Annotated in this window: 18 protein-coding genes; 7 read left to right on the top strand and 11 right to left on the bottom strand. The window is 61.1% G+C overall.

The features are described from left to right. Positions 1–28: 28 nt before the first annotated feature. The 6 genes from ACTJLB_RS15375 to ACTJLB_RS15350 form a co-directional block, all read right to left on the bottom strand. Complete coding sequence (locus ACTJLB_RS15375; protein WP_020068837.1) at positions 29–1,402, bottom strand: HlyD family efflux transporter periplasmic adaptor subunit; 1,374 nt, start codon at positions 1,400–1,402, stop codon at positions 29–31. Next, on the bottom strand, positions 1,380–3,989 hold the full coding sequence (locus ACTJLB_RS15370) for an FHA domain-containing protein (RefSeq protein ID WP_440783759.1): 2,610 nt from the start codon (positions 3,987–3,989) through the stop codon (positions 1,380–1,382). The genes ACTJLB_RS15375 and ACTJLB_RS15370 overlap by 23 nt, the downstream gene beginning before the upstream one ends. Positions 3,990–4,246: 257 nt before the next feature. Next, a complete protein-coding gene (locus ACTJLB_RS15365) occupies positions 4,247–5,767 on the bottom strand; it encodes an efflux transporter outer membrane subunit (RefSeq protein WP_408164568.1) in 1,521 nt (506 codons plus the stop codon). 160 nt (positions 5,768–5,927) lie between these two features. Then, on the bottom strand, positions 5,928–6,209 hold the full coding sequence (locus ACTJLB_RS15360) for a hypothetical protein (protein ID WP_440783758.1): 282 nt from the start codon (positions 6,207–6,209) through the stop codon (positions 5,928–5,930). Between the two features lie 262 nt (positions 6,210–6,471). After that, positions 6,472–6,903 (bottom strand): DUF4399 domain-containing protein, encoded by a 432-nt coding sequence (locus ACTJLB_RS15355; RefSeq protein ID WP_020068833.1) that lies wholly within the window; start codon positions 6,901–6,903, stop codon positions 6,472–6,474. Positions 6,904–6,950: 47 nt separating this feature from the next. Then, positions 6,951–7,454 (bottom strand): DUF4399 domain-containing protein, encoded by a 504-nt coding sequence (locus ACTJLB_RS15350; RefSeq protein WP_440783757.1) that lies wholly within the window; start codon positions 7,452–7,454, stop codon positions 6,951–6,953. Positions 7,455–7,834: 380 nt separating this feature from the next. On the opposite strand from ACTJLB_RS15350, the gene ACTJLB_RS15345 reads away from it, so the two are divergent. Then, positions 7,835–9,835, top strand: a complete 2,001-nt coding sequence (locus ACTJLB_RS15345) for an SUMF1/EgtB/PvdO family nonheme iron enzyme (RefSeq protein ID WP_440783756.1) — start codon at positions 7,835–7,837, stop codon at positions 9,833–9,835. Positions 9,836–9,883: 48 nt separating this feature from the next. Here the strand turns inward: ACTJLB_RS15345 and ACTJLB_RS15340 are convergent, their stop codons facing one another. Continuing rightward, entirely contained in the window at positions 9,884–12,052 is a 2,169-nt protein-coding gene (locus ACTJLB_RS15340) for a protein kinase domain-containing protein (RefSeq protein ID WP_440783755.1), read from the bottom strand. Positions 12,053–12,866: 814 nt separating this feature from the next. On the opposite strand from ACTJLB_RS15340, the gene ACTJLB_RS15335 reads away from it, so the two are divergent. The 6 genes from ACTJLB_RS15335 (at position 12,867) to ACTJLB_RS15310 (ending at position 16,971) form a co-directional block, all read left to right on the top strand. Next, entirely contained in the window at positions 12,867–13,085 is a 219-nt protein-coding gene (locus tag ACTJLB_RS15335) for a hypothetical protein (RefSeq protein WP_020068828.1), read from the top strand. A gap of 328 nt (positions 13,086–13,413) precedes the next feature. Further along, positions 13,414–13,620 (top strand): hypothetical protein, encoded by a 207-nt coding sequence (locus tag ACTJLB_RS15330; protein WP_204523222.1) that lies wholly within the window; start codon positions 13,414–13,416, stop codon positions 13,618–13,620. 175 nt (positions 13,621–13,795) lie between these two features. After that, positions 13,796–14,410: a TetR/AcrR family transcriptional regulator gene (locus ACTJLB_RS15325; protein WP_131317854.1), complete on the top strand. Its 615-nt coding sequence runs from the start codon at positions 13,796–13,798 to the stop codon at positions 14,408–14,410. Between the two features lie 85 nt (positions 14,411–14,495). Beyond that, positions 14,496–15,725, top strand: a complete 1,230-nt coding sequence (locus tag ACTJLB_RS15320) for a YbfB/YjiJ family MFS transporter (RefSeq protein WP_440783754.1) — start codon at positions 14,496–14,498, stop codon at positions 15,723–15,725. A 151-nt stretch (positions 15,726–15,876) separates the two neighbouring features. Continuing rightward, complete coding sequence (locus ACTJLB_RS15315) at positions 15,877–16,032, top strand: DUF3309 family protein (protein ID WP_020068823.1); 156 nt, start codon at positions 15,877–15,879, stop codon at positions 16,030–16,032. Positions 16,033–16,170: 138 nt separating this feature from the next. Continuing rightward, a complete protein-coding gene (locus ACTJLB_RS15310) occupies positions 16,171–16,971 on the top strand; it encodes an SDR family oxidoreductase (protein WP_310070373.1) in 801 nt (266 codons plus the stop codon). On the opposite strand, the gene ACTJLB_RS15305 is transcribed toward ACTJLB_RS15310, so the two are convergent. The 4 genes from ACTJLB_RS15305 to ACTJLB_RS15290 all read right to left on the bottom strand — a co-directional run bounded on the left by ACTJLB_RS15305 (position 16,968) and on the right by ACTJLB_RS15290 (position 22,170). Further along, complete coding sequence (locus tag ACTJLB_RS15305; RefSeq protein WP_440783753.1) at positions 16,968–18,359, bottom strand: four-carbon acid sugar kinase family protein; 1,392 nt, start codon at positions 18,357–18,359, stop codon at positions 16,968–16,970. The genes ACTJLB_RS15310 and ACTJLB_RS15305 overlap by 4 nt on opposite strands. Next, complete coding sequence (locus ACTJLB_RS15300) at positions 18,356–19,654, bottom strand: ribulose-bisphosphate carboxylase large subunit family protein (RefSeq protein WP_440783752.1); 1,299 nt, start codon at positions 19,652–19,654, stop codon at positions 18,356–18,358. The genes ACTJLB_RS15305 and ACTJLB_RS15300 overlap by 4 nt, the downstream gene beginning before the upstream one ends. Continuing rightward, a complete protein-coding gene (locus ACTJLB_RS15295; RefSeq protein ID WP_440783751.1) occupies positions 19,651–20,190 on the bottom strand; it encodes a VOC family protein in 540 nt (179 codons plus the stop codon). The genes ACTJLB_RS15300 and ACTJLB_RS15295 overlap by 4 nt, the downstream gene beginning before the upstream one ends. A gap of 93 nt (positions 20,191–20,283) precedes the next feature. Next, on the bottom strand, positions 20,284–22,170 hold the full coding sequence (locus ACTJLB_RS15290; RefSeq protein ID WP_440783750.1) for a TRAP transporter large permease: 1,887 nt from the start codon (positions 22,168–22,170) through the stop codon (positions 20,284–20,286). Between the last annotated feature and the right edge of the window lie 6 nt (positions 22,171–22,176).

The raw sequence follows: 22,176 nt of genomic DNA, 5'->3' as shown, positions 1-22,176 counted from the left end.
TCCCATGGTTGATGAGTGATCCGCACGGTCAACCCGCCAACTGTCTGAACGGATCGAGACCCAGGTCGATTAGTCGCCGCTCGCGCACCACGATTTCCGCGCTCGCTGTCATGCCATAACGCAATGGATAACGCGTGCCCGCAATCTCGTAGTAGTTTTTATCGAGCGTGACGCGACCCTCGTAAACCGGCTGTTTGTCTTGCAATGAAGGCTTGGTGGCCGGCGAGATATAAGCAAGCGTGCCGCTGATCAACCCATAACGTTGATAGGGAAACGCATTGAACTTGAGCTTGACCGGCAGGCCTTCGTGCAGGAACGCGCGGTCATGTTCGGCAATCTCGATCTTCAACACGGGCTTCGCGTCTTTAGGCGCAACGCCGCCGAGTGGCGAGTTCGCCTGAATCTTGTCGCCGCGCTGCGTCGACGTGACGTCGGTAATCACGCCTGAAACGGGCGCGAGAATCAGCAGGAAATTGTCTTTGTCGATGTTCTCGAAACGTATCCGCGCAGCAGCTTCGGATACAAGCCGCGCGCTTTGTAGTTGCAGCCGCAACTTGTCTTCGACGTCGGTGACGTCGCGCACGGCGGCGTCATATTGAAGCTGAAGGTCGGTGGTCTGCTGGCCGCTTGTTTCCAGTTCCGCATTCGCCTTTGCATATTCGTGGCTCAAACGGAAGTCGAGTTCGGCAAGTTTCGATTGCGCGACGCGGTAGGCGTTATCCGCTTCCATCGCAGCGGTTCGCTTCTGTTCGACCTGCAGTTCGGCTATTCCGCCGCCGCCTGGCTGCGCGAACAGTTGCGAATAGCGGTCCAGTTCCTGGCGCGCCGCCTCCCGCACGCGCCGCGCGTTATCGAGGACGCTGCGCGCTTCGTCGAGTTCGGCTTTCTGCCCCTCCGCGAGTTTGCTCGTGCCTTCCGAAATGCGATTCTCATGCAGACGGGCCTCGACTTCCATTTGCGCCTTTAGCGCGGCGGCTCTTCGTTCCAGTAGCGCCTTCTTTTGAGGAAACTGCTTCCAGTCGCGCTCCGCGTCTTCGAGCTTCAGTTGCGCCTGCAACGCATTGCTCGCGGCCTCGATAGCGCCGCGCGCGTTGAGCCGGGCGAGCACGTCGCCCTTCGACACGGGCTGCCCCTCGGCGATATACAGGTCGGCCAGCTCGCCGTCGATCGGCGCATAAATGCGGCGCACTTCCGAATCCGGAGATAGCGTGCCCTGTGCGCTAACGATCACATCCGCGCGGCCCACGAACGACCATAGGAGTCCCGCCACCACCAAGCCGACCATTGCCCAGATCAGCGCACGCGCGAGCCGCACCGGCTCAGCGGTCAGTATCGCGATACCTTCGACGCTGTGGTCTTCCAGCGCTTCCGAAAGCAGCCTAGGGTGACTGTCGCGTTTCACTCTGCTCGCCTCCAATCAACGCCAGCTTCGCCTTTAGAAGACCCGGGTCCAGCACCATGCGCAACTCGGTGAGCGAGCGACGCTGCAAGCTTGTTTCGGCTTCGATATCCGCGAGCAGGCGGTCAAAGTCGGCAGGATGGTCCGCCTTTAATTGCGAATAGATACGCATGCCCTGTTGCGCCGCGGTTTGAGCGTCGGACAGCAAACGCGCCTCGTTGCGAAATCCCGACGAGATGCCGGCTTCGAGCCGTTGTGTGCCACCGATCGAACCGCTCGCGCGGTATTGCTTCCACAGACTCTGCGCCCGCAGCATCAGATCTTGCGCACGCGCCAGTGCCTTATCGTGCAACGCGGCGACGTCCTTCTCGATCGAGTGCGCGAACCACACATCCGCCGACGGATCGAGGCTCGCATAGAACGACAGCAGACGTTGGTCGTAATCTTTGCCACCACGCGTTTTTTGCAAATCGCTGTATTGGTCGAGCAACGTTTTTTTGCGAGTCAGGTCGGCGGTCAGCATATCCGACCATGGACCGGCGGGCATCGACTGCAAGCCGGCCAGCGCCTGCTGCGCGTCGCCGCGCTTCCACGCTTCGGCCACCGCGTCGAGCCGCTGGATTACATCTGCCGATGGCAGACGCGTTGCCGCAAGTTGCCGGTATTGCTCCTGAAACGGCGGTGTGCTGAAGCGCGCGGCTTTCATTTGCGAAAGCAGTGAGGTCAATTTGCGAGCTAGCGCGGCTTCGAGCAAAGCGGTGTATTGACGCAGATCGTCGCGTACACGGTCGAGTCCCGCAAGGCGTGGATAGCGTTGCGCGTAATCATCCAGTACAGGCGGCAGCGCCGCTGGTTTATCGCGCGCCAATTCGGTGCGAATGATCCCGTCTAACCGTTCAATTGCCGCGAGATAGACCGAATCGTCGCTCTCCAGCTTGCGCAGATGGCTCAAGGCCTGCGCGTACGGTTCCGAAAAAACGGGTACGTATGTCGCGATCCTGTCGAGAGCACGCTGATGGCTCTTGGGATCGTCGTCCCAACGCTGCAGCAAGCCGCCTATCGTCGCTTCGTCCGCGTACATGCGGATCGGCGCTTCGACGCCGCCTCGCCCCGCCACGAAACGCTCCAGATCGCCCACCCATTGAAGTTCGCCGAGCAACGACGCAGCATCCGCATTGTTCGCGCTCAACGACTTCATGTCGGCAAGCATTGCGTCGGCCTGGTCGAACTGCGCCTTTTGCAGTGCATTGAGCCAGCCAGGAAGCTTCGCCTTCAGCAGCGCTTCGCTCGCAAGCGCGCTGACTTTCGGGTCGGCGGGATGGCTCGCCAGATAGCTCTTGGCCGACTTCACGGCGTTTGTGTAGTCGCCGCTCGCGAGCAGATTTTTGACCTCGCGCTCGGGTGAACCTCGCAGATAGAGTGCCAACGCCGCGGCTGCGAAAAACACGACGGCCACGCCACTCCACGCGGCGACGCGCCTCATGCCCGCACGATCGTCACCTGCAAATGCCTTGCCAAGTTCGCTCGCGACGAGTCGCCAGCGACGCTGCCTGCGCTTGGAGACGCTCACGCTTTGGCTGTTATCCGATCCATTGACGCCGCTGTCGGCATCGCGGCCGCCATTGGCGCCCTTCGCAACGCTCACCGGCGCCCCGCCACCCGGCGACGCGCGCTTTGCTTGCGCCGACGCCGCGTGTGCAGACTCGTTGATCTCGTCCTCGCGTTGCCGCGCAGGGTCCACGCAAAAGATGTCGAGAAACGAATTCGCCGCGCCCACGAACGTTGTCTTGTCGGGGTCCGCGGCTTCGTCGACTGAGGGATTGAGGAGCAATTGCGTCACGGTCGGCTCGTTTTCGGGCGGTTTTTGCAGCGTCACCCTGTAGACGAAGTGGTCTCCGCCAAATGCAACGACGTCGCCGTCCGCCAGCGGCAGCGCTGATTCGTCGAGACGTTTGCCACCGACGAATGTGCCGTTCGTGCTGCCCAGATCTTCGACGTAAAGCTCCGAGCCCTTCAGAAAGATATGCGCGTGTCGTCGGGAAATGTAATTGACCTGATGCGGGTAGCGGTCCTTGTAGCGCGAAAAGACATCATCGGCTTTGCTGACGAGGAACGGGAACGCTTGCACTTCGATCGGCTGAAGATCGAGATCGTCGCGCTGCGGCACAAGCAACAACGCAGGAGCTTGTGCGGTGCTGCCAGCCGCTACGATGCGCGCGCGCGGTTCAATGCTCACGCGATAACACAACTCGCCGCCGAAACACAGTTCGTCGCCTGCCCGCACACGCGCCGGCGTCTGACGCACTGCGATGCCGTTTACCGTCGTGCCATTCTTGCTTTCGAGGTCCGCAACGTAAATGGCGCCGTGCTCGACGAAGACCCGCGCGTGACGGCGCGATAAACGCGCAATCCGCTCAGCAGGGTAATCGGTGAACGGCGCTTCGCTGCGCCCAATTGCGAACAGGTTGTCGACAATCCGGATTGTGTCCAGCGCAGGTCGTTGCGCGGATGCAAGCGGAGACAACAGCACGTCGAAAGCGGCTTCGACAGTCGCGCGTGTCTCTGCAATGGGTGTTTCTCCGTCGGCCATTTTATCCGGATCACTAATCGTTTACCCGCTGCAGCGAGAGTGCAGCGGATTCAGCACGAAGGACGACGGCGAGAAGGTCTTTTATTAGCGAGCCATTGCAAAGCCGGCTCCTCAACGATTGTAAGTCACGCATCGCGAGTGTCAATTCCCTGTCGTTGGTTATGAAGCCAGCGGGCGCCCGGTGTGAAACCCAGATAAGGCTCGCACTCGCCACATTGCGGATTAGCTCAGTGTTCCTTTACTTCTGTTGTGCTGCCTTATTGCTGTTTCACTTGCGCCTGCACATCGACACTGGGCCACCCGCCGCCGAGTGCCTTATAAAGCAGTACTGTGTCGGACAGAATCAATTCATGATTAGCCAGCAAAGATTGCTGCGCTTCGAGCAGCGTCCGCTCGGTTTCGAACACTTCCAGTTGCGACACGAGACCAAGCCTCAGCTGAGACTGAATCTGATCAGCCACGATTTGCAGACGATCCACCTCTTGCTGCAATTCAACTCTCTGCGCCTTATGCGCATTCAGATTGACCAGTGCGTTCTCTACTTCTTCGAATGCGCCCATCACCGTTGCACGATATTGCTGCTCTGCAACTGTCGATTGCGCCTGCGTTACCTTCACATGGGCGCGTACCGAGGGGTCGAGCAGTGGAATGTTGATACTGGGCATGAATCCGTATGTGAACGACTTAAGCAAATCGGTAAGAGCAAAACTCGCCGTGCCGCCGTGGCCAGTCAGGCTGATCGTCGGCAACTGCGCGAGCTTGGCCTCGCCGACGAGGTCGTACGCCTCCAGCACTCTGAACTCAGCGGCCACCACGTCCGGGCGCCGCGCCAGAAGTTGCGCAGGCAGGCCGTCGGGTACGACAGGCAACTGCACGCGCTGCTGCAAATGGCCCTTAGGCAAACGAAACTCGCCTGCAGGTACGCCGATCAGCGTACACAACGCGTTGTTCGCGAGATCGCGCGAGCGTCCCAGTTCGAGCAATTGATTCGTCAGGCGATTGATCTCCGCCTGCTGACGCAGTACCTGCGTCTGCGGGATAAGACCGCTGCGGCGCTGTCCTTCGTAGATCGTCAGGATTTGGCGGTTGGTGACAAGTGTTCTTTGCTGCTGGTCTATCTGGTCGTCGAACTGAAGCAGCTGGAAATAGGTGCTGGATACATTCGACACCAGTTCCAGATAGCCGGCGCGCCAGTCGGCTTCGCTCGCATGAAACTCGGCTTTTTGCGCTTGCACGCCTTTCTCGACCTTGCCCCAGATGTCGATGTCCCAGTTAACCTGCGCCGCAACGTTGTACTGCTTCGTGAAAGTCTGCCCGGTGGTCTTTTGAAAGCTTGCGCCGGCACCGAGGTCCATCGTCGGCAACGCGCCGGCTTTGGCTTCGCCTATTTGTGTGCTGGCCACGTCGATGCGCGCGGCCAGCACCTTGATATCGAAGTTGCCGCTGATGGCTTTGTCGATCAGCGAATCCAGAGTCGAATCGTGGAAGCCCTTCCACCATTCCGGTTCGATGGTGGCCGCTGCGGATATCGGTGAACCTTTCTGATCCGACCACGACGCTTTGGCAGGCGTATCGGGCCGCTTGTAGTCCGGCATGCTGACGTCGACACATGCGCACAATGAAAAGGCGCAAACAGTTGCCGCGCACAGCCCGCGCAACGTCGCGGCGTAGTGATTGAACGAGCGCTGACGGACCAGTGAATCAAGCAACGCTGACACGATTTTCTCCGATGACGCCCACTTCACAGCACGACGCAACGCACGCTTCAAGTAAAGCATCTCCGCCGCCGCTTCACCATCGAAGCAGTGCATGAACATGGGTTCGGGAGATGTGCGGTAACGAGGCGTCGCGTGAAAAGAACGATTAGACGCGCAAACTTTTGAGGATCGATGCCGGCGGGCGCACGGGACGGCAGGCGTCGGCGTCCGCTCGCGCCGCTTACGACATGTAGATGTTGTTGCTCGCCGTCACGTGTGGATCGATTTTGGCCGAGACGTCTGTAACGAAGGCTGCGTTGTTGCAGTTGCCGTTCTGAATATTAATCGTCGTGCTGATCAGTTGAGTCGCATCGACCTTCTTGCTGTGGTCCGGCGCAAAGAACGGTGCGAAGTTCACGTATGACGGCGGATACAAAACGCCGGTGCCGCCGCGCACGGCGCTCATTGCCTCGCTGTCGAGTTGTTCGGTGATGGACAGGTCCTGGATCATCAGCGTGTTCATGGCAGATCTCCTGAAAGGGAAAGTCGCAGTCTTGCGGTTTAGGTTCGAGCAACTTGTCTACTCGAGCGTCACTAATGCATAGGCTGTGCCAGTTTTGCTTTCCGATCCTAAGAGATTTTCCGAGGCGCTTATGGCAAGGCGTTCAGGGGAATCGCGGCCTTGCGATAGTGCTATCCGCAAAGACGCGGCTGCCTCGACATGATGGATTGCAACCAACAACCTGCGTGCGATGGTTGGTCCGCGCGTGACACCACCCGCTCCGTCACCGCGCAATGACGGTTATTTTCTTCGAGTACACCGGCGGGTTGTGCGGAACATGCATGTCGTCGCCCATCAATAGCTGCAACGTATGCTTGCCGGGAGGCAACTGGATCATCGTCTCGGTTTCACCGGCGCCGAAATGCAGGTGATTGCGGTCCGAGGGTATTTCCTGATCCGGCGGCGGCAGGTCGGTGTCGATCAGAAGATGATGGTGTCCTGTGTTCGGATACTTCACGCCCTTTGGCGCCACGCCCATGTAACGCAATCCGAACCACACGCGAAACGGCTTATTGGCTTGCACCACCTGACCATCGTTCGGATAGCCGATATAGGCATAAGCGCCCGCAGGCGCCGGGGTTCCCGCCACGGCAAAATCCGCCGTGCCCCATGTCGCCGACGCCACCAGCGCCGCGACTGCAATGAGTTTGTACATGAACGTCTCTCCGTTCCGAGCGGTCCGCGATGAACGCGCGGCTCGCGCTAGTCTTTTTGCACGGTGATGGTGATCTTTTTCGAGTACACGGGCGGCGTGTGCGGCACGTGATTGTGATCGCCCAGAATCAGTTGCAATGTGTGTTTGCCTGGTGGCAACTCGATACGCGCGTCGGTTTCACCCGCGCCGAAATGCAGATGATTGCGGTCCGATGGAATCTCCTGGTCGAGCGCCGGCAGGTCCGTGTCGATCAGTAGATGATGATGCCCGGTGTTCGGAAACACGACGCCCTTCGGACACACACCCATGTTGCGCAACCCCATGCGGACCCACAGCTTGCCGCCATGAATCACGGCGCCGTCGGGCGGCCAGATGATGTACTCCTCAGCACCTGCGGGCGATGCAGTCGACGCGCCGAATGTGGCGACGGGCAACGCCGCACCGCCGATCATCACGGCGAGCACGGTGCGCAAAACCGCTCGCCATGCACACAGCCGCGTTGCGGCCGTCAGACTCCGGTTGAGAACAGCGGGGACGTTGGTTATTCGCATAGCGCACTCTCCCGAAGAGCGGTCGTGGCCACCTCGACTGCGCGAGGCAGTGCGGGCAATTCTGCTGCGTTCGCGAGCGCGCACGCGATGCGGCGGCCGCGTAGTTAAAACGACCGTGCCGCGTTACTTTGTGAATCAGCTTAGGACGTAACTTGCCAAAAAGATACGCCACACTCGTTAACCGTATAGCGCACTCGGTAGAAGTGTTGGTTGTGACCCGCCAAGTGCGTGCTATGGTTGTTGATACGTTGCAACGTGGATGGTCCAAAGCGCGTCGTGCGTCCCATACGTGTCCGCGGTACGTGCGGCGGCGACGCATAGCGCCGACCGGTGCTGTACGCGAATGCCTATGTTCTGTCCGGAACAAACAGGATCCGAAGATGTGGCGAATATTCCTGCTGATGTGGATGGCCGGGGCCATTCTGGTGGATTGCGGCAATACATTTGCCGCTGCGCCGCGTGAAAGCACCGGTGCGATGGACCGGGCAATCGCGCCGTTCGCATCCGGACACGATTATCCTGGCGCGCCACGTATTGCACTCGTGATAGGCAATGGCGAGTATGGCGACAATTCACGCGACGTCGTCAGGCAAAACGCGCCGCGCGATGCACGAGCCGTCGGCAAAACATTGCGTGCGCTCGGCTTCGACGTGACCGTGCTTTCGAATGCAACGCCAGCTGCAATGCGGCGGTCGATTCGCGAACTACGCGAGCGTTTGTCCGCAGGTGGTATCGGCCTGTTCTATTTCGCCGGTCACGGCATGCGGATCGGCGCGCAGACACTGCTGATCCCGGCCGGATTGGACACGCGCTCGCCGACTTCGCTGCTTCGCCAGGCCGTCGATCTGAATGACGTCTTGCAAGCAATGCATTCACGCGACGGCCAGCTCAACCTCGTAATCCTCGATACCTGTCTCGACAATCCATTCGCCGCCGCTGTTGCACCGGATGCGTCCGCACTTCCGCCGAACACGGTCGTTGCCTATGCGACCGCGCCTGGCGGTTTTGCGGCGGACGGCATACGCCATGGCATTTACACACAGGCATTGCTGCGGACACTCGACGAAGCACCAGCACAGCCTCTAATGAGCCTGCTTGCAAACGTCGCGTCCGAGACTCGCCAGATAACACGTGGCGAGCAGAGCCCGTGGATTGCGTCCTCGCTGGCGGCATCGGCAGATGTAGGAAACAGCGCGGTCAAAGCGCCGGTCGTGAATGCCGAGACCCACGACGATACTGTCGTGACACTGCACAGTCGCGGCATTCTCCCAAAAGACAGCAGTGAACAATACGAAATCACGTTCTGGAATTCGATCAAAGACAGTAACTATCCCGGCGACTACGAAGCGTATTTGAAGGCCTATCCCAACGGGCGCTTCGCCACGCTCGCCCATGCCCGCATAGATCGCTTGCGGGCGGCCGCATCGAACGCACCACCGGCCGCTGCAGCACCCTCCCCCGCGCCGCCCGCCGCGCAACCGGCAACGCCACCTGCTACACCGACACCGCAAGCCGCGCGTCCTTCAACGCCTGCAGCGCCCTCCGCTACCGTGACGCCGGAGCGACAGCGCGCCGTTTCTGCGCCGCCCGCTGCGAGCACTACGGCACCTTCAACGCCGCCTGCCACGTCAACCGCTCAGAAGCCCGCGGCGCATGCGCCGGTCGCAGGCGAAAGCCGCGATTGTGCTGCGTGTCCGATCATGATCGCGTTGCCCACCGGCTCATTCTCAATGGGCAGCAGCAGCGACGATCCATCGGAGAAACCCGTTCATCACGTGACGATCGGGGCACCGTTCGCGATCGGCAAGTACGAGGTGACCGTCGAGCAGTGGAATGCATGCGTCGCCGCGAACGCATGTGCGAAACTCACTCCCGAAACGAATGCGAACAAGACGGCACCCGCACGCGACCTCAGTTGGGATGACGCGCAGCAGTATGTAAAGTGGCTCAGCAAAACAACCGGCAAGCCGTACCGTCTGCCCACTGAAGCGGAGTGGGAATACGCCGACCGTGGCGGCACGACAAGCGCTTACTGGTGGGGAGATCAGATGCGCAAGGGCACCGCAAACTGCAAGGATTGCGGCGAACCGTGGCACAAGGAAGGCCCCGAGCCGGCAGGTTCTTTTGCGCCCAATCCATATGGCTTGCACGACATGAATGGCAGCGTCTGGGAATGGACCGCCGACTGCTGGCACAACTCGTACCAGTCCGCACCCGCGGATGGCCGCGCGTGGGAAAGCCCCACTTGCGACATGCGCGTGATTCGCGGCGGCTCGTGGCGGGAAGGCAGCAGCTACATGCTCAGCGCGACTCGCTTTAAATACAGCTCAGGTGTGCGCCAATCGCAAGATGGCTTTCGCGTAGTCAAAGAATTGAAGTGATGCACTGCTACAACCGCTTTCACGGTTGAGCTGAAGTGCGCGCGCAGTTTATGGCGCGTGAGGCTTCGTGGTGATCGGCGCGAAGTCAGCGACGATCCGCTCCCGGCCATACTTTGCGCCGATCTGGGCGAGGCGCGCGTCGAGTGCCCGAAGATAATCGGTTCGTGATTCCGCTTCGGGCCGCGGCTTGTCGAATAGCGGTGCGGGCGTGATCAGAAGCACGACCATCTCCGAGCCGAACGGCTTGGAAATAACCCAGTCGCCTGCGCTGCCGATCGTCGCCGAATAATGCGGCGGCGCCTGATTGTCCTTCGCGCGCGGGCTTGGCACCATATGAACCACGTTACCGTCGAGTTGGTAATAGTCGAGGTTCACGTATGAGTCATAGCCGGGCGTGCTCACGTCGACAACCAGCGGATCGCCCTCACTCAACTGACCGCTCGGGGGACGCACCTGCAAGCCGGCGATGTGACCGGCCTGCCAATTCTGCGTCCAGTACGGCGCGAGCGGCTTAACGGTATCGCATTTATCGTCCGCGACGGACTGAACGTCGAGTTTCACGTCATCCACGCCGGGAAGCGCCCGCAGCCCATCTTTCAGGCGCGCAGCGCCGTAGCGTTGGGAGACATAGCCGCGCACCGTCAACGTGTGGTCTTGCGTCGATGCAGCTAGCGCCGAACACGGCACTTGCGCGAGCATCGGCGTCACGGCTGCGAGCGTCAATGCGGGCTTTGGAGCCGGGGGTGATGCGGGCGGTGCGGCAGCTGTCGACGCGTTCGTCGGCGCAGTCGTTGGTGCGTTCGTCGAGGCGTTCGTTGACGAACCAGTCGACACCACGCCCGCTGCGCTCGATTGCGTGGACAACGAGACGCCCCGATCGACGCGTCCCTGCGACGAGCCCGCGCCCAACTGCGCCTGGCTTTGACGATTCGGCGCCGACTTCCACGCGTACACGCCCACGGCCGCGGCGCAAATCACCGCGAAGCCCGCAAGCCCCGCCTTCGCCAACGTGCCGGATTTCTCGGCGCGCGCTTCGTTGTCGAACTCCGCGATAAAGCGCGTGACGCTCGGCATGCGCGTCGCGCGGTCGAACGAAAGCGCGGCGCGCAGCGCGCGCCACTGCCTAGTATCTAGATTCGCTGGCCGCTGCAGCTTGAAATCTGCGTTGCGCGCCTGCGTGGCGGACAACCGGTCGAACGGATGATGCCCGGTCAACAGTTCATACGTGATGCAGCCCAGTGCGTAAATGTCGTCACGCGGATCGGGCTCGCGATGCTCGATCATTTCCGGGCTCGCATACGCGGGCGTCAGCGCGCCGAGGCTCCCCGGATCGAAGACCGTTGCATCGCTCTCTTCCTCCGGGCGCTGAAACACGCGGGCAATGCCGAAGTCGATCACTTTGACTTCGGCATTCGTCGTGAGAAAGACGTTGGCGGGTTTGAAATCGCAATGCACGAAACCGCGTTCGTGCGCATACGCGAGCGCGCTGCACATGCCACGCACAATGGGCAACGCTGCGCGTACAGGCATGCCCTGATAGCCCGGCGTGCGCAGCAACTGGCTGAGTGGCTTGCCGGATAAGTACTCCATCGTCAGATAGACGATAGGCCCATCGCGATCGAAGTCGTACACCGTGATGATGTTGCGATGCGCGAGCACCTGCGCCTTGCGTGCCTCGCGCTGCAATGCAACTAGCGAATTCGGATTGCCGCGAAACTGGACGTTGAGAACCTTGATCGCCAGATAGGGCTTTCTGTCCGACGCCTCCAGCTTGCGCAGATCGAGAGCCTTGTAAACAGTACCCATTCCACCGACGCCCAGGCACTCTTCGAGTACAAAGCGGTTGTTCAGTGTGTCGCCGGTGCCTTTGATCTGGTCATGGCCTAACCCGCTGGATGCGTTAGGCGCACTCGCGCCGGTGCCTGCAGGCATTGCGCCTGCCGAGCGCACCGATGGAATTTCAACCGTAGTCTGGATGCCGGTTTCGTCGCCGCCGGCGGCCACATTCGACACACGCAACTGCTCGATACGCCGCCGCACTTCGACATAAATGTCTTCGGGCAGCGGCGCTTTACGATGCGCGGCGCCGAGCATATCCAGCAGCTGCGCGGGACCGAGGCCTTCGGTCACCAACGTGCTGTCGAGTTGAGCGACGAACTCGTCACGGGACAGCTCGCCGTTCTGGAAGTCGTGAATCACACGCGCAAGGCTAGCCATTTTGTGCGAGATGCCGCCGCTGCCATAGACCCCGATCGCGTATGACCGAGGCTCCCGTGGCCGATAGGAAAGCTGTCGTAACCAGTTACATGTGCCGCTTCGATACTAGCTCCAGGCCTGCGCTTTCGCAAACCAGGATTGCCCCGCGCGGTGCATGAGCGGCCGATGTCGGACGCGCTCCAACAGAATCGCGCGCGTTGTCGGGAGAGTGCCACCGCTCGCTGCGACTGCGCTGGCCGCAGCGAAGATCCGTAAATCCGGCGAGTCGGTCTGCAAGCCAAAGTCATAAGGGCGCCGATACTTTTGTTAGGAACCTTTACTAAATCTGGCACACGCCATGCATTAGTGACGCTCGAGCAGACAGGTTGCTCGGATTGAACGCCAACAACGTTGCGAGCAATAACGTCCACGTGCGATAAGCGGCGAGGCGAAGCGGCCGCTTTTTCATGCCGCTTCGCCTCGCGCCGGTCGCTTTTTTGTTCCGCGTCACTTTGGAGAAATACCATGTCATCCCTCATGATTCGCGACGTTCCCGAGTCCGCGAACTCAGCCGCCCACCGAAGGTAAGCGGGTGTCCGGCGGCGCCAGGCTGCTCTCGGCAGGCGGTCTAATCGGCATCGCCAACGTCAACGTCCCGGCGGCAACGAAGGACCGTGTGCCTCCCTACTGTCGCCTGCCCATATCCGCCAGGCAGGCACAAAACAGATTTCCTATACTTGTAGCGCGACGAGACCTCAGCACACTTGACCCCATCCGCGCGCGCAGACGAGACCGGTGAACGGTCGTAGCACGCGGCTTCTTCGGCGAACACACCATGGCCAGACTTCTCATCAACGACCTTACTGACAGCGTCGAACTCGACCGCGAGGCAATGGCCGCCATTGTCGGCGGTGCACGCATCGGCACGCGCCTGACGCGCGCCGCGCCACTCGTGCCGGTTGCCGCGCGGGTCGTCGAGTATCCGCCCGGCTTTCCGGCCGCGCATCAGGCCATCGGAAAAGTAGCTGCTACGCGCGATAAGCGGCGCGGCTAGATTCGCTTTCACATCAGCAGTGCGGCGGCATGCGTCATCGACGCGTGCCGCTTTCGTTTTTGTCGCGCGAGGCGCAGTGCGCGGACCTTTCCGCAGCACTGCCCAACATTGCGGACGTGAAATGTGGGATACGTCCGCACACTTCGCTTCGGTCTTTCGCTCATCGCAATGCGCTTCTTGCGGCCGTGCCGCGCATATCGTTGCCTGGCGCGGCGTCGCCGACGAGATGACAGCTTCCGCGTTCATCGAACGAAAATTGGCATACACCTTGCAAAAATAGAAGCGAGCACCTTGCCGTGCTCGCCCGCCCACTTCGAGGAGTATCGCCATGAAATCCACCGTCATTATCAAGGACCTGCCCCGCGGCGCCGACGCGGCGCGCGAGGAAGCCACGCTCGACGCCGAGCAGATGAAACTCGTGCGCGGGGGCCGTTCCGTCGCCGTCACAGTCGATGGCGGCGCCTCGGGCCACGTCGACGACTTCGACATCAACACTGCCATCTTCGAAGGGCGCATCAAAGGCACCTATCTGTAGGACGCGTGAGATGTCCGCAATTGGAAACCGCCGCGCCGCGCCCTTGCTGGCGGGGCGCGGCGGTCCAGACGCGCGCCGGTTAAATTGCCCTTGCGTTCTGTATCAATCGATATATAATCCCGTTCTATATCGTTCGATACAGAACCCGCCGCACAGGCGGTAAAGGACATGGATCATGGCGCGACCCCGCGGATTCGACGAGCAAGAGGTGCTCGAAGCAGCAAGCGCGACCTTCTGGCTCAAGGGCTACGAGGCCACCTCCACACGCGACCTCGTCAAATCGACGGGTCTCACGCAGCCGAGCCTCTACAACGCATTCGGCGACAAGCGCGGGCTGTATCTGCGCGCGCTCGAGCACTACCTGGACTGCACGCTGCGCGAGCGCATCAGGCGCTTCGAAAGCACGGTGCCGCCGGCTCAAGCCATTACCGGCTTCTTCGACGAGACAATCGAGCGTTCTGTCGCCGATCCGCACAAACGTGGCTGCATGCTGGTTAATTCGGCGCTCGAAATTTCATCGGAGGACGAAGCATTTCGTAAGCTCGTCGCGACCGAAATAGCCGAGATCCGCGAGTTCTTTTATCGCTGCCTTGTCGCCGCGCAGAAGGGCGGCGCAATCGCGGCCACCGTGTCGCCCGCCGACGCGGCCACTCATCTGCTCGCCACAGTACTAGGCATGCGCGTGCTAGCGCGGGTCGATCCGCAACGAGAAGTGCTGACGAGCGCTGCCGCAACCGCTCTCGCGCTGCTCGGCTTGCCAGCGATACCGGCCAAACACGGCGGCGTCTAAGTCACGCGCCTAACGGGCGCACACCATCGCATTTTTACCCACAGCCGAATCCACGTTCAGCACGTTGGCCGGTAAAGGAATCGTCATGTCTTCAGCGCCCTCATTGACCTCTCCGGGCTCTACATCGCTCGACGCCCGTTCGCTCTACGCGACGCTCGCCGGCTTGTGCGGCAGCCTCGTCGCAATCGGACTCGCGCGCTTTGCGTACACGCCGCTGATTCCGTCACTGATTCAGGCGCACTGGTTCACGTCGTCACAAGCGGTGACACTCGGCGCCGCCAATTTCGCGGGCTATCTGATCGGTGCGTTGATCGGCCGACCGCTTGCGTCGGCGTTATCGAACCGTACCGCATTGCGTCTGCTGATGGCTGTTGTAACCGCAGCCTTCTTCGCCTGCGCATATCCGCTCTCGATCAGCTGGTTCTTCGCGTGGCGTCTGCTTTCGGGCATCTCCGGCGGTGCCATCATGGTGCTCGTCGCGACTTCTATTCTTCCGCACATTCCCGCGCCGCGCCGCGGCTTCGTCAGCGGCATGATCTTTCTCGGACTGGGCCTTGGCATTGCAGCGTCCGGAACGCTGATACCTGAACTGCTGCACTTTGGGCTGAGAACCACATGGCTCGGTCTCGGCGCAGTCGCGCTCGCATTGACCGCGGTGAGCTGGTTCGGTTGGCCGTCGACCAATCCGCCTGCACCGGTCGCAGCAGCCGGCAATCGTCACGCTTCACACGCCAGCAATCTCGGGCTGCGTGTGCTGTATGCGCAATATGCAGCGAACGCGCTCGGTCTCGTGCCGGCAATGATCCTGCTTGTCGATTATGTGGCGCGCGGCCTCGGTCGAGGTGCGGCAATTGGCGCGGACTACTGGGTGCTGTATGGGCTTGCCGCGATCGTCGGACCAGTCATTGCAGGCAACGTTGCGCATCGGATCGGTTACGGCAAGGCTTATCGCGTTGCGCTGCTGCTGCAGGCGGTAGCCGTTGCAATGCTCGCGCTTTCCGGCAATGCATGGGTTCTCGGATTGTCGACTGTGATTCTCGGCGTCTTTACGCCCGGTATCGTTCCGCTCGCGCTCGGTCGCATTCACGAACTCGTGCCGCACGATCACACCGAGCAACGGGCGTCGTGGAGCCGTGCGACCACCGCATTTGCGCTCTTCCAGGCGCTCGGTGGTTATGGCTACTCGTACCTGTTCTCGCACTCGCATAACAACTACGCGCTGATCTTTGCTTGTGGCGCCGTCGCGCTCGCCCTTGCGTTCATCGCGGACATCGTCGCGTCGCGCGTCAGCACCGCGCCTGCAACCGGTATGTGAGCGTAGCCGGCGCGCGTGACCGGCCCCGCGTTTCCACGTTGGGCACGACGCTTGCTCAAGCAGGTTGACGACGCTGCCTGGTCCCACGCACGCCAATCAAGCGTGCGTGAGTCATAGATAGGCAGCTCCATCAACCAAGCGGAGGTCATATATGTTGGGAACTATTCTTCTGGTTGTGCTGATTCTTCTCCTCATTGGCGCGTTGCCGACGTGGCCGCATAGCCGTTCATGGGGCTATGCGCCGACGGGTGGTCTCGGTATCGTGCTCATCGTCGTGATCGTGCTGCTTGTCGCCGGCGTCGTTTAGCCCTGATGCGGTCACATCATCAATAAGTCCACGCAGGCCAGGCCGCCGGATCGCGATGCAGTGAACTGCGCGCAAATCCGGCGGCCTCGCTATATTCGTACTTAGACAAAAGGCACTTTCAACCCCCAAGGAATTGCGATGGAAAAGTTACTCGCCAATCAATTCGCATTGGTCACGGGCGCAAGCTCGGGCATCGGCTATGGCGTTGCAAAGGCGCTCGCCGATGCGGGCGCGTCCGTCGCTCTGAATTATCATTCGCACGCTGAATCGGCCGAGAAGCTCGCCGACGAAATCAATCAATCCGGCGGCGTCGCAATCGCGGTTAAAGCGGATGTGTCGAATCCCGCTGATGTCGACGCGATGTTCGAAGCGTGCCGCGCTCGCTTCGGCACGTTGGATATCGTTGTCGCCAATTCCGGTTTGCAGAAGGACAGCGCTTTTGCGGAAATGACGCTGGAAGATTGGCAAACGGTGTTGGCCACCAATCTCACTGGGCAGTTCCTCACCGCTCAGGCAGCCGTAAAAGAATTTCGCCGACGCGGACCGACGTCGGTATCGAAAGCGGTCGGCAAGATCATCTGCATGAGTTCCGTCCACGAGGTGATTCCGTGGGCCGGACATGTCAACTACGCCGCGTCCAAGGGCGGGATTCAGATGTTCATGAAGTCACTCGCGCAGGAGGTGGCGCCGGAACGCATCCGCGTTAATTCGATTGCGCCCGGCGCGATCCGCACCCAGATTAATCGGGACGCGTGGGACACAAGTGCGGCGCGCGACAAACTATTGCAACTGATCCCTTATGGCCGCGTCGGCGAAGTGGAAGACATTGGCAAGGCTGCCGTCTGGCTTGCATCGGATGAAAGCGACTACGTTGTGGGCACAACGCTGTTTGTCGACGGCGGCATGACGTTGTATCCGGGATTTGCCGACAATGGTTAGACGTCAGTACAGTCGTTGTCGCCGTGACCTTCCAGCAGTTTTTCGAAAAGATCGACCTCGCCCATCTGACCGCCTTTGAGCATTAGCTCGATGCCATCCAGTTGGGGATTGTCGGCGTGGACACGGCACACGCTCACCCCAGCCGACAGCGGCGCAAGATATGACAGACCCCATGCGCCGAGTGCTCGCACAGCGATACTCGATGTGTCACCGCCCGCAATGCCGACACGCTGAAATTTCTCCGCGTCGAGCACTTGCCTCAACAGAACCGCACAAGCGTGAGCAAGCCGAGGTAACGCGCCGGACGATTCAACAGCGCTCGGTTCGCGCCGCGACGTGAAGGCCAGTACATTGCTTCCACTGCGCAACGCGGCGGCGATTGCTGCCACTTGCGCCATTAGATAGCTATGTGCCGATTCGCCCGTCATCTGCAGCGGGTCCAGTTCGATGTGGCGATATGAGCGCGCGGCGCGAATCTGCACCTCGGTCAACGGCGACAGGCTGCCCGCCAGCACAAATACCGGACTGCGCGCACGAGCCAACTGTTCACGCTGCGCCGTTGCTCCACTCGCGGCCGATTGAGCGAGCGCGGAGACATACGCCTGCGCGACACTGCTCGCGCCCACCGCAAGGAGGGGCGCGGCGCTTCTCGCCTGATTCGCCAGCAAACGCCCAATCGTTTGAAGATGCGAATCGTCGAGTACATCGAATAGCACCGCATCGGGCCGCAAAGTGAGCCGGCGTTCCAGCTCTGTTTGCAGCGCGGCGTCGCCTGCCGCATAGCAGCGCCAGTCGATGGATTGCACGTTATCCACGCCCTGCCGCTGCAGATGCACGCGCAGGTCCGCCTCGCTCATCGGCGTAACGGGATGCTGGCTCATGGTCGGATGACGATCGATCCGGTAGATGGACGATTCGCCATCGTCAGCGCCCGCCGCTGCATACAACTCACCAAACACGCAATAGCGCCGCAGACTGGGCTGTCCGCCAATCACGGCGACAAGCGGGTTCTCGCAATACTCGCGCAACGTGCGAATCGCCACGCCGATGCTGCCCGTTCGCGGCGCGCTGTCGAAAGTCGAGCACACCTTGTAGTGCATCACCCGCACGCCGAGTTGGGCAAACGCCTGACCGACACGTGTCAGCTCCGCGCGCTGCTGATCCGGCGACATCGTCCGCGCGGCGCCCGCCACGCCAATCGCATCGAGCGGGCCAAGCTTTCCCAGATGCGTTGGGTCCGGTGGCGCTAACAGCAGCATGGTGCGCAATCCGGCGCGTGCCAGATGCGCGAGCGTATCGGTCGCGCCGGTGAAGTCGTCGCCGTAAAACGCGTATTGAGGGCCGCCAGCGATATCGCCGCTGCTCGTGTCGTCGTTGTGTGTGTTCACCCGCGGCCACCGAAAAACTCGAGCGCGCGCCGCAGTTCCGGCATGCGCTCCGCGTAGACGGGCACAGGCGTGCGCGCTTGCACTGCGGCCCATGCCTGCCTGACACTCGTGACACCGGCCGCAGGGCCATCGGGATGCGCGAGGATGCCGCCGCCGGACATGAACAGCAAGTCGGTGGATTGCACGGCATCGAACGTAGCCTGTGCGGTACCTGCCCACTGTCCTGAAGAAAACGCCGGCAATACCGTGTCGTCGCAGCCGGGAGCGAGCGGCGTCGCGCAGTCGCGTGCGGATTCGATGACTTCGGCATCGCTCTGCGCGAACTTCCCGGCGAGACCATGCACATGCATATGATCGACGCCCGCCAGACGCCACAGCGTCTGATAAGCCTGAAACGATATGCCGAGCGAGGGATCGCGCGACATCATGCCGTAGCCGTTGCGATGTGCGTGCAGCACCAACGGCGTGGCGCGGCGCAGCGTCTGAATAGCGGAAAAGCCGCACCAGTTGATGCTCGCCATCACACACGCGCCGCCCTCTCGCTCCACCAGTTCAGCGTGGCGACGCATCGCGTCGAGGTCGTCGGTGATATTGAAGGCGACCATTACCGGGCGGCCGCTGCGTTCGCGATAGCGACGCACTTCGGCCATGACCGCGCGCACCCGTTCGGCAAGCGGTGCATGCGCGGGGTTGGCGCTTACTTCGTCATCCTTTATAAAATCTACGCCTGCTTCGCACAACTCGCGCACGAGCGCCGCGGTTTCCTGCGCACTCAGACCCACGTTCGGCTTGATGATGGTGCCGATCATCGGCCCGTCGATTACCTGAGTCAACGCACGCGTACCCTTCACACCATGACGCGGCGTCTCAAAGAGTGCGCGATAAGACGCAGGCAAACGCAGCGACAATAACCGCATGCCGGTGACTTCGCCCAGGTCGTATAAATTGCCCGCGACGGTTGCGGCGAGCGTCGGCAAGTTAGCGCCAATGTTGGCAAGCGGAAAAGACAGCGTAACGCGCGCGCGCCGCCAGGGTCCGTGCGCGCCCTGCCGTGCGAGCCATGCGCTATGAAGGCTCGGTTGCGCCGCGGGTTCCAGTTCGTCGATGCGCAGCACGCTTGCGCGGCTTCGCGCGCGCAATGCGTCGGTTTCGTTGGCCACGCGCACGAAAGTGCCGCTAGACTGCTCGCCAGCCATGATTTCGGCGACGCGCGCGGGAGCAAGCGGCGTCTCGATCAGATAATCGGCTTCGAGCGAATCGCGATCGCCGCCATGCGGCTCTTGTGTGCCGGTCATAACGTGCTCAAATCGGGAAAGCGGCGCACCGGCTCACGGCCGTCCCAATCGCGTGAGGCCGCGTAGATCATGTCGAAGAGCTTCCCCTTTGGTCCCGCAATCTCCGAAAGCTCGATCACCGTTCCCGGATGATTCTCAGTATCGAAGTACACGAAGCGGCCATTGCGGCCGACTTCGCCGCTCATCGCAACCTTGAAGCCTTGCTGCTGCAAACGCGCGAGGTCGGCGTCGAACGAAGTTGTCCAGTATGCGTTGTGCTGAAGCCCTGTATTGCCGGCGGTGAGAAAGTCGCGATACATGGAGGGCGCCTCGTTTCTCGTCTGAATCAGCTCGACTTGAAGCGGCCCAGAGTTGGCGAGCGCAACCGAGCTATGAACTTCGTATGATTGCCCGCGATAGGTGTAATTCTCAATGGGCACTCGCTCGTTGTAAAACCACGGTCCCACACCGAGCACGCGGCTCCAGTAATCCATGGCGGCCTCGATATCGCGCACCACGTACCCCGCCTGGCGAATCTCGCCAAAGAATCGACTCATGAAAATCTCCCCACGCAGCAATTATTGATAGACGAGCAACTCCCCGGCGCGGCAGAAAACGCAGCGCCCGAAGGTCGAACGGAAAGACAGCAGTTAGAGAAAGCCGGTTGAAATCCAGGGTATGGCGGCCACGACAATCAGCCCCACGATCAACGCCCCCATATAGCCGACAATAGGACGAATGCCTGCGTCGGGACTGACCTTGCTGATCGCGCACGCCGAGTAATAGCCCACGCCGAACGGCGGCGAGAAGAGGCCCACTCCCATCGAAAGAATCACCACGATCGCGTAGTGAACTTCATGCACGCCCGCAAGCCGCGCGATCGGAAACAGCAGCGGTCCGAACAGCACAATCGCCGGAATGCCTTCGAGTACGCTGCCGAGCATCACGAACACGACGATCGACACCGCGAGAAAACCGTATGCGCCGCCGGGCATTGCACCCATCCATTGGGCAAGATCCTGCGAGAAGCCAGACTGCGTAAGCGCCCATGCCATTGCTGTGGCGCAGCCGATAATGAACAGAATCGCGCCCGACAATGTGGCTGCATCGACAAGCATGCGGGGAAGGCGTCGCCACTCGAAACGCCGATAGATCAGGAGGCCGATCAGCATCGAGTACGCAATACCGATAGTCGACACTTCGGTGGCAGTCGCGACACCTTCGACCACCGCGGCCCGGATCACGAATGGCAACGCCAGTGCCGGCAGCGACACGATGAACAGCCGGCCTATCTGCCGCTTGCTGAAACGTTGCGTGCCGCTCAGATCTTCCTTCCTATAGCGCCACCACACGACGACGCACAAAACGAGCGCAAGCACGGCGCCCGGCAACATGCCTGCAGTAAAGAGCGCGGAAATGGAAAGCCCTGTGACGGAGCCAATCGTAATCAGCACGATGCTCGGCGGAATGGTTTCGCTTTGCGCGCCGGTGGTGGCGAGCAGCGCGACCAGGTCGCCCTCGGACGCGCCGCGCTTTTTCATCTCGGGAAACAACACGGGCGCGATGGCTGCCATATCGGCCACTTTCGATCCGGAGATGCCGGACACAAGATACATCGCGCCGATCAGCACAAACGACAGACCGCCACGCACGTGACCGACAAGACTCGCGAGGAACTGGATCATCGCGCGCGCCATGCCGGTCATTTCGATGAGCAGACCGAGAAAGACGAAGAGCGGCACCGCCAGCAGCACGAGATGCGACATGCCTTCGTCCATGCGCCCCACGACTACTTCCAGCGGAGTGAAGGTCGAAAGGCCTAGATAACCGAACGTGGCCAGCGCGAATGAAAAGCCGATTGGCACGCCGGAGAAGATGCCGATAGCAACCACGCCCACGAAGAAGATGATCAGATTCGACTTGCCGAGCGTCTGGAACCACGGTCCCGCCCATATCGCCGCCGCGCCGAGAAGCGCCGCGATCGCCAGCGCAATAACGACGTCGCGCATCCGGCTAGTCTGCGCAAGCCGCATCAGGCCGACGACCAGCATCAGCGCGGCGCCAATCGGCAATGCAAATGCACGCCACGCATTGCTGATTTGCAAAGCAGGGGTGACGATGGCCGCTTCGCCGGACGCGTAGTTATAAGCGGGCGCGACGAGTAGTGCCAGCAATGCGACCGAGGCGGCGATGGCCAGCGTATCGACAAAGGCGCGACGCTCCGTGGATAACCGGCTGACGAGCGCGGTCATACGCATGTGTTCGCCGCGCCGCAATGCGAGAACAGCGCCCAACATGGCGAGCCAAAGGAACAGGATGCCGGCCAGTTCATCCGACCACACCAGAGGCTGATGCAACGCGTAGCGCGATACCACGCCCGCCAGCATGACCACGATTTCCACAGCAAGCAGCAACGCCGCGCACACTTCGACGACCGAAATCAGACCACGGTCGAGCGCCTTCAGCCACCGGCGCGGCGTGCTCACCGTCGGCAACGGCACAGAGGCTTGCGCTGCGTTCAATGCGTGATTCGACATGCTGCT

The sequence above is a fragment of the Paraburkholderia sp. 22098 genome, assembly GCF_052045935.1.
Taxonomy (GTDB): domain Bacteria; phylum Pseudomonadota; class Gammaproteobacteria; order Burkholderiales; family Burkholderiaceae; genus Paraburkholderia; species Paraburkholderia caledonica.
This window is presented reverse-complemented; position numbering and strand designations above follow the sequence as displayed.

What these genes read in the sequence shown, in the direction of transcription:
- ACTJLB_RS15295 (WP_440783751.1), bottom strand. Translation starts at nt 20,190, where the DNA reads ATGAGTCGATTCTTTGGCGAGATTCGCCAGGCGGGGTACGTGGTGCGC.
- ACTJLB_RS15330 (WP_204523222.1), top strand. Translation starts at nt 13,414, where the DNA reads ATGAAATCCACCGTCATTATCAAGGACCTGCCCCGCGGCGCCGACGCG.
- ACTJLB_RS15365 (WP_408164568.1), bottom strand. Translation starts at nt 5,767, where the DNA reads ATGCTTTACTTGAAGCGTGCGTTGCGTCGTGCTGTGAAGTGGGCGTCA.
- ACTJLB_RS15360 (WP_440783758.1), bottom strand. Translation starts at nt 6,209, where the DNA reads ATGAACACGCTGATGATCCAGGACCTGTCCATCACCGAACAACTCGAC.
- ACTJLB_RS15335 (WP_020068828.1), top strand. Translation starts at nt 12,867, where the DNA reads ATGGCCAGACTTCTCATCAACGACCTTACTGACAGCGTCGAACTCGAC.
- ACTJLB_RS15310 (WP_310070373.1), top strand. Translation starts at nt 16,171, where the DNA reads ATGGAAAAGTTACTCGCCAATCAATTCGCATTGGTCACGGGCGCAAGC.
- ACTJLB_RS15345 (WP_440783756.1), top strand. Translation starts at nt 7,835, where the DNA reads ATGTGGCGAATATTCCTGCTGATGTGGATGGCCGGGGCCATTCTGGTG.
- ACTJLB_RS15290 (WP_440783750.1), bottom strand. Translation starts at nt 22,170, where the DNA reads ATGTCGAATCACGCATTGAACGCAGCGCAAGCCTCTGTGCCGTTGCCG.
- ACTJLB_RS15355 (WP_020068833.1), bottom strand. Translation starts at nt 6,903, where the DNA reads ATGTACAAACTCATTGCAGTCGCGGCGCTGGTGGCGTCGGCGACATGG.
- ACTJLB_RS15325 (WP_131317854.1), top strand. Translation starts at nt 13,796, where the DNA reads ATGGCGCGACCCCGCGGATTCGACGAGCAAGAGGTGCTCGAAGCAGCA.
- ACTJLB_RS15370 (WP_440783759.1), bottom strand. Translation starts at nt 3,989, where the DNA reads ATGGCCGACGGAGAAACACCCATTGCAGAGACACGCGCGACTGTCGAA.
- ACTJLB_RS15315 (WP_020068823.1), top strand. Translation starts at nt 15,877, where the DNA reads ATGTTGGGAACTATTCTTCTGGTTGTGCTGATTCTTCTCCTCATTGGC.
- ACTJLB_RS15300 (WP_440783752.1), bottom strand. Translation starts at nt 19,654, where the DNA reads ATGACCGGCACACAAGAGCCGCATGGCGGCGATCGCGATTCGCTCGAA.
- ACTJLB_RS15340 (WP_440783755.1), bottom strand. Translation starts at nt 12,052, where the DNA reads ATGGCTAGCCTTGCGCGTGTGATTCACGACTTCCAGAACGGCGAGCTG.
- ACTJLB_RS15350 (WP_440783757.1), bottom strand. Translation starts at nt 7,454, where the DNA reads ATGCGAATAACCAACGTCCCCGCTGTTCTCAACCGGAGTCTGACGGCC.
- ACTJLB_RS15320 (WP_440783754.1), top strand. Translation starts at nt 14,496, where the DNA reads ATGTCTTCAGCGCCCTCATTGACCTCTCCGGGCTCTACATCGCTCGAC.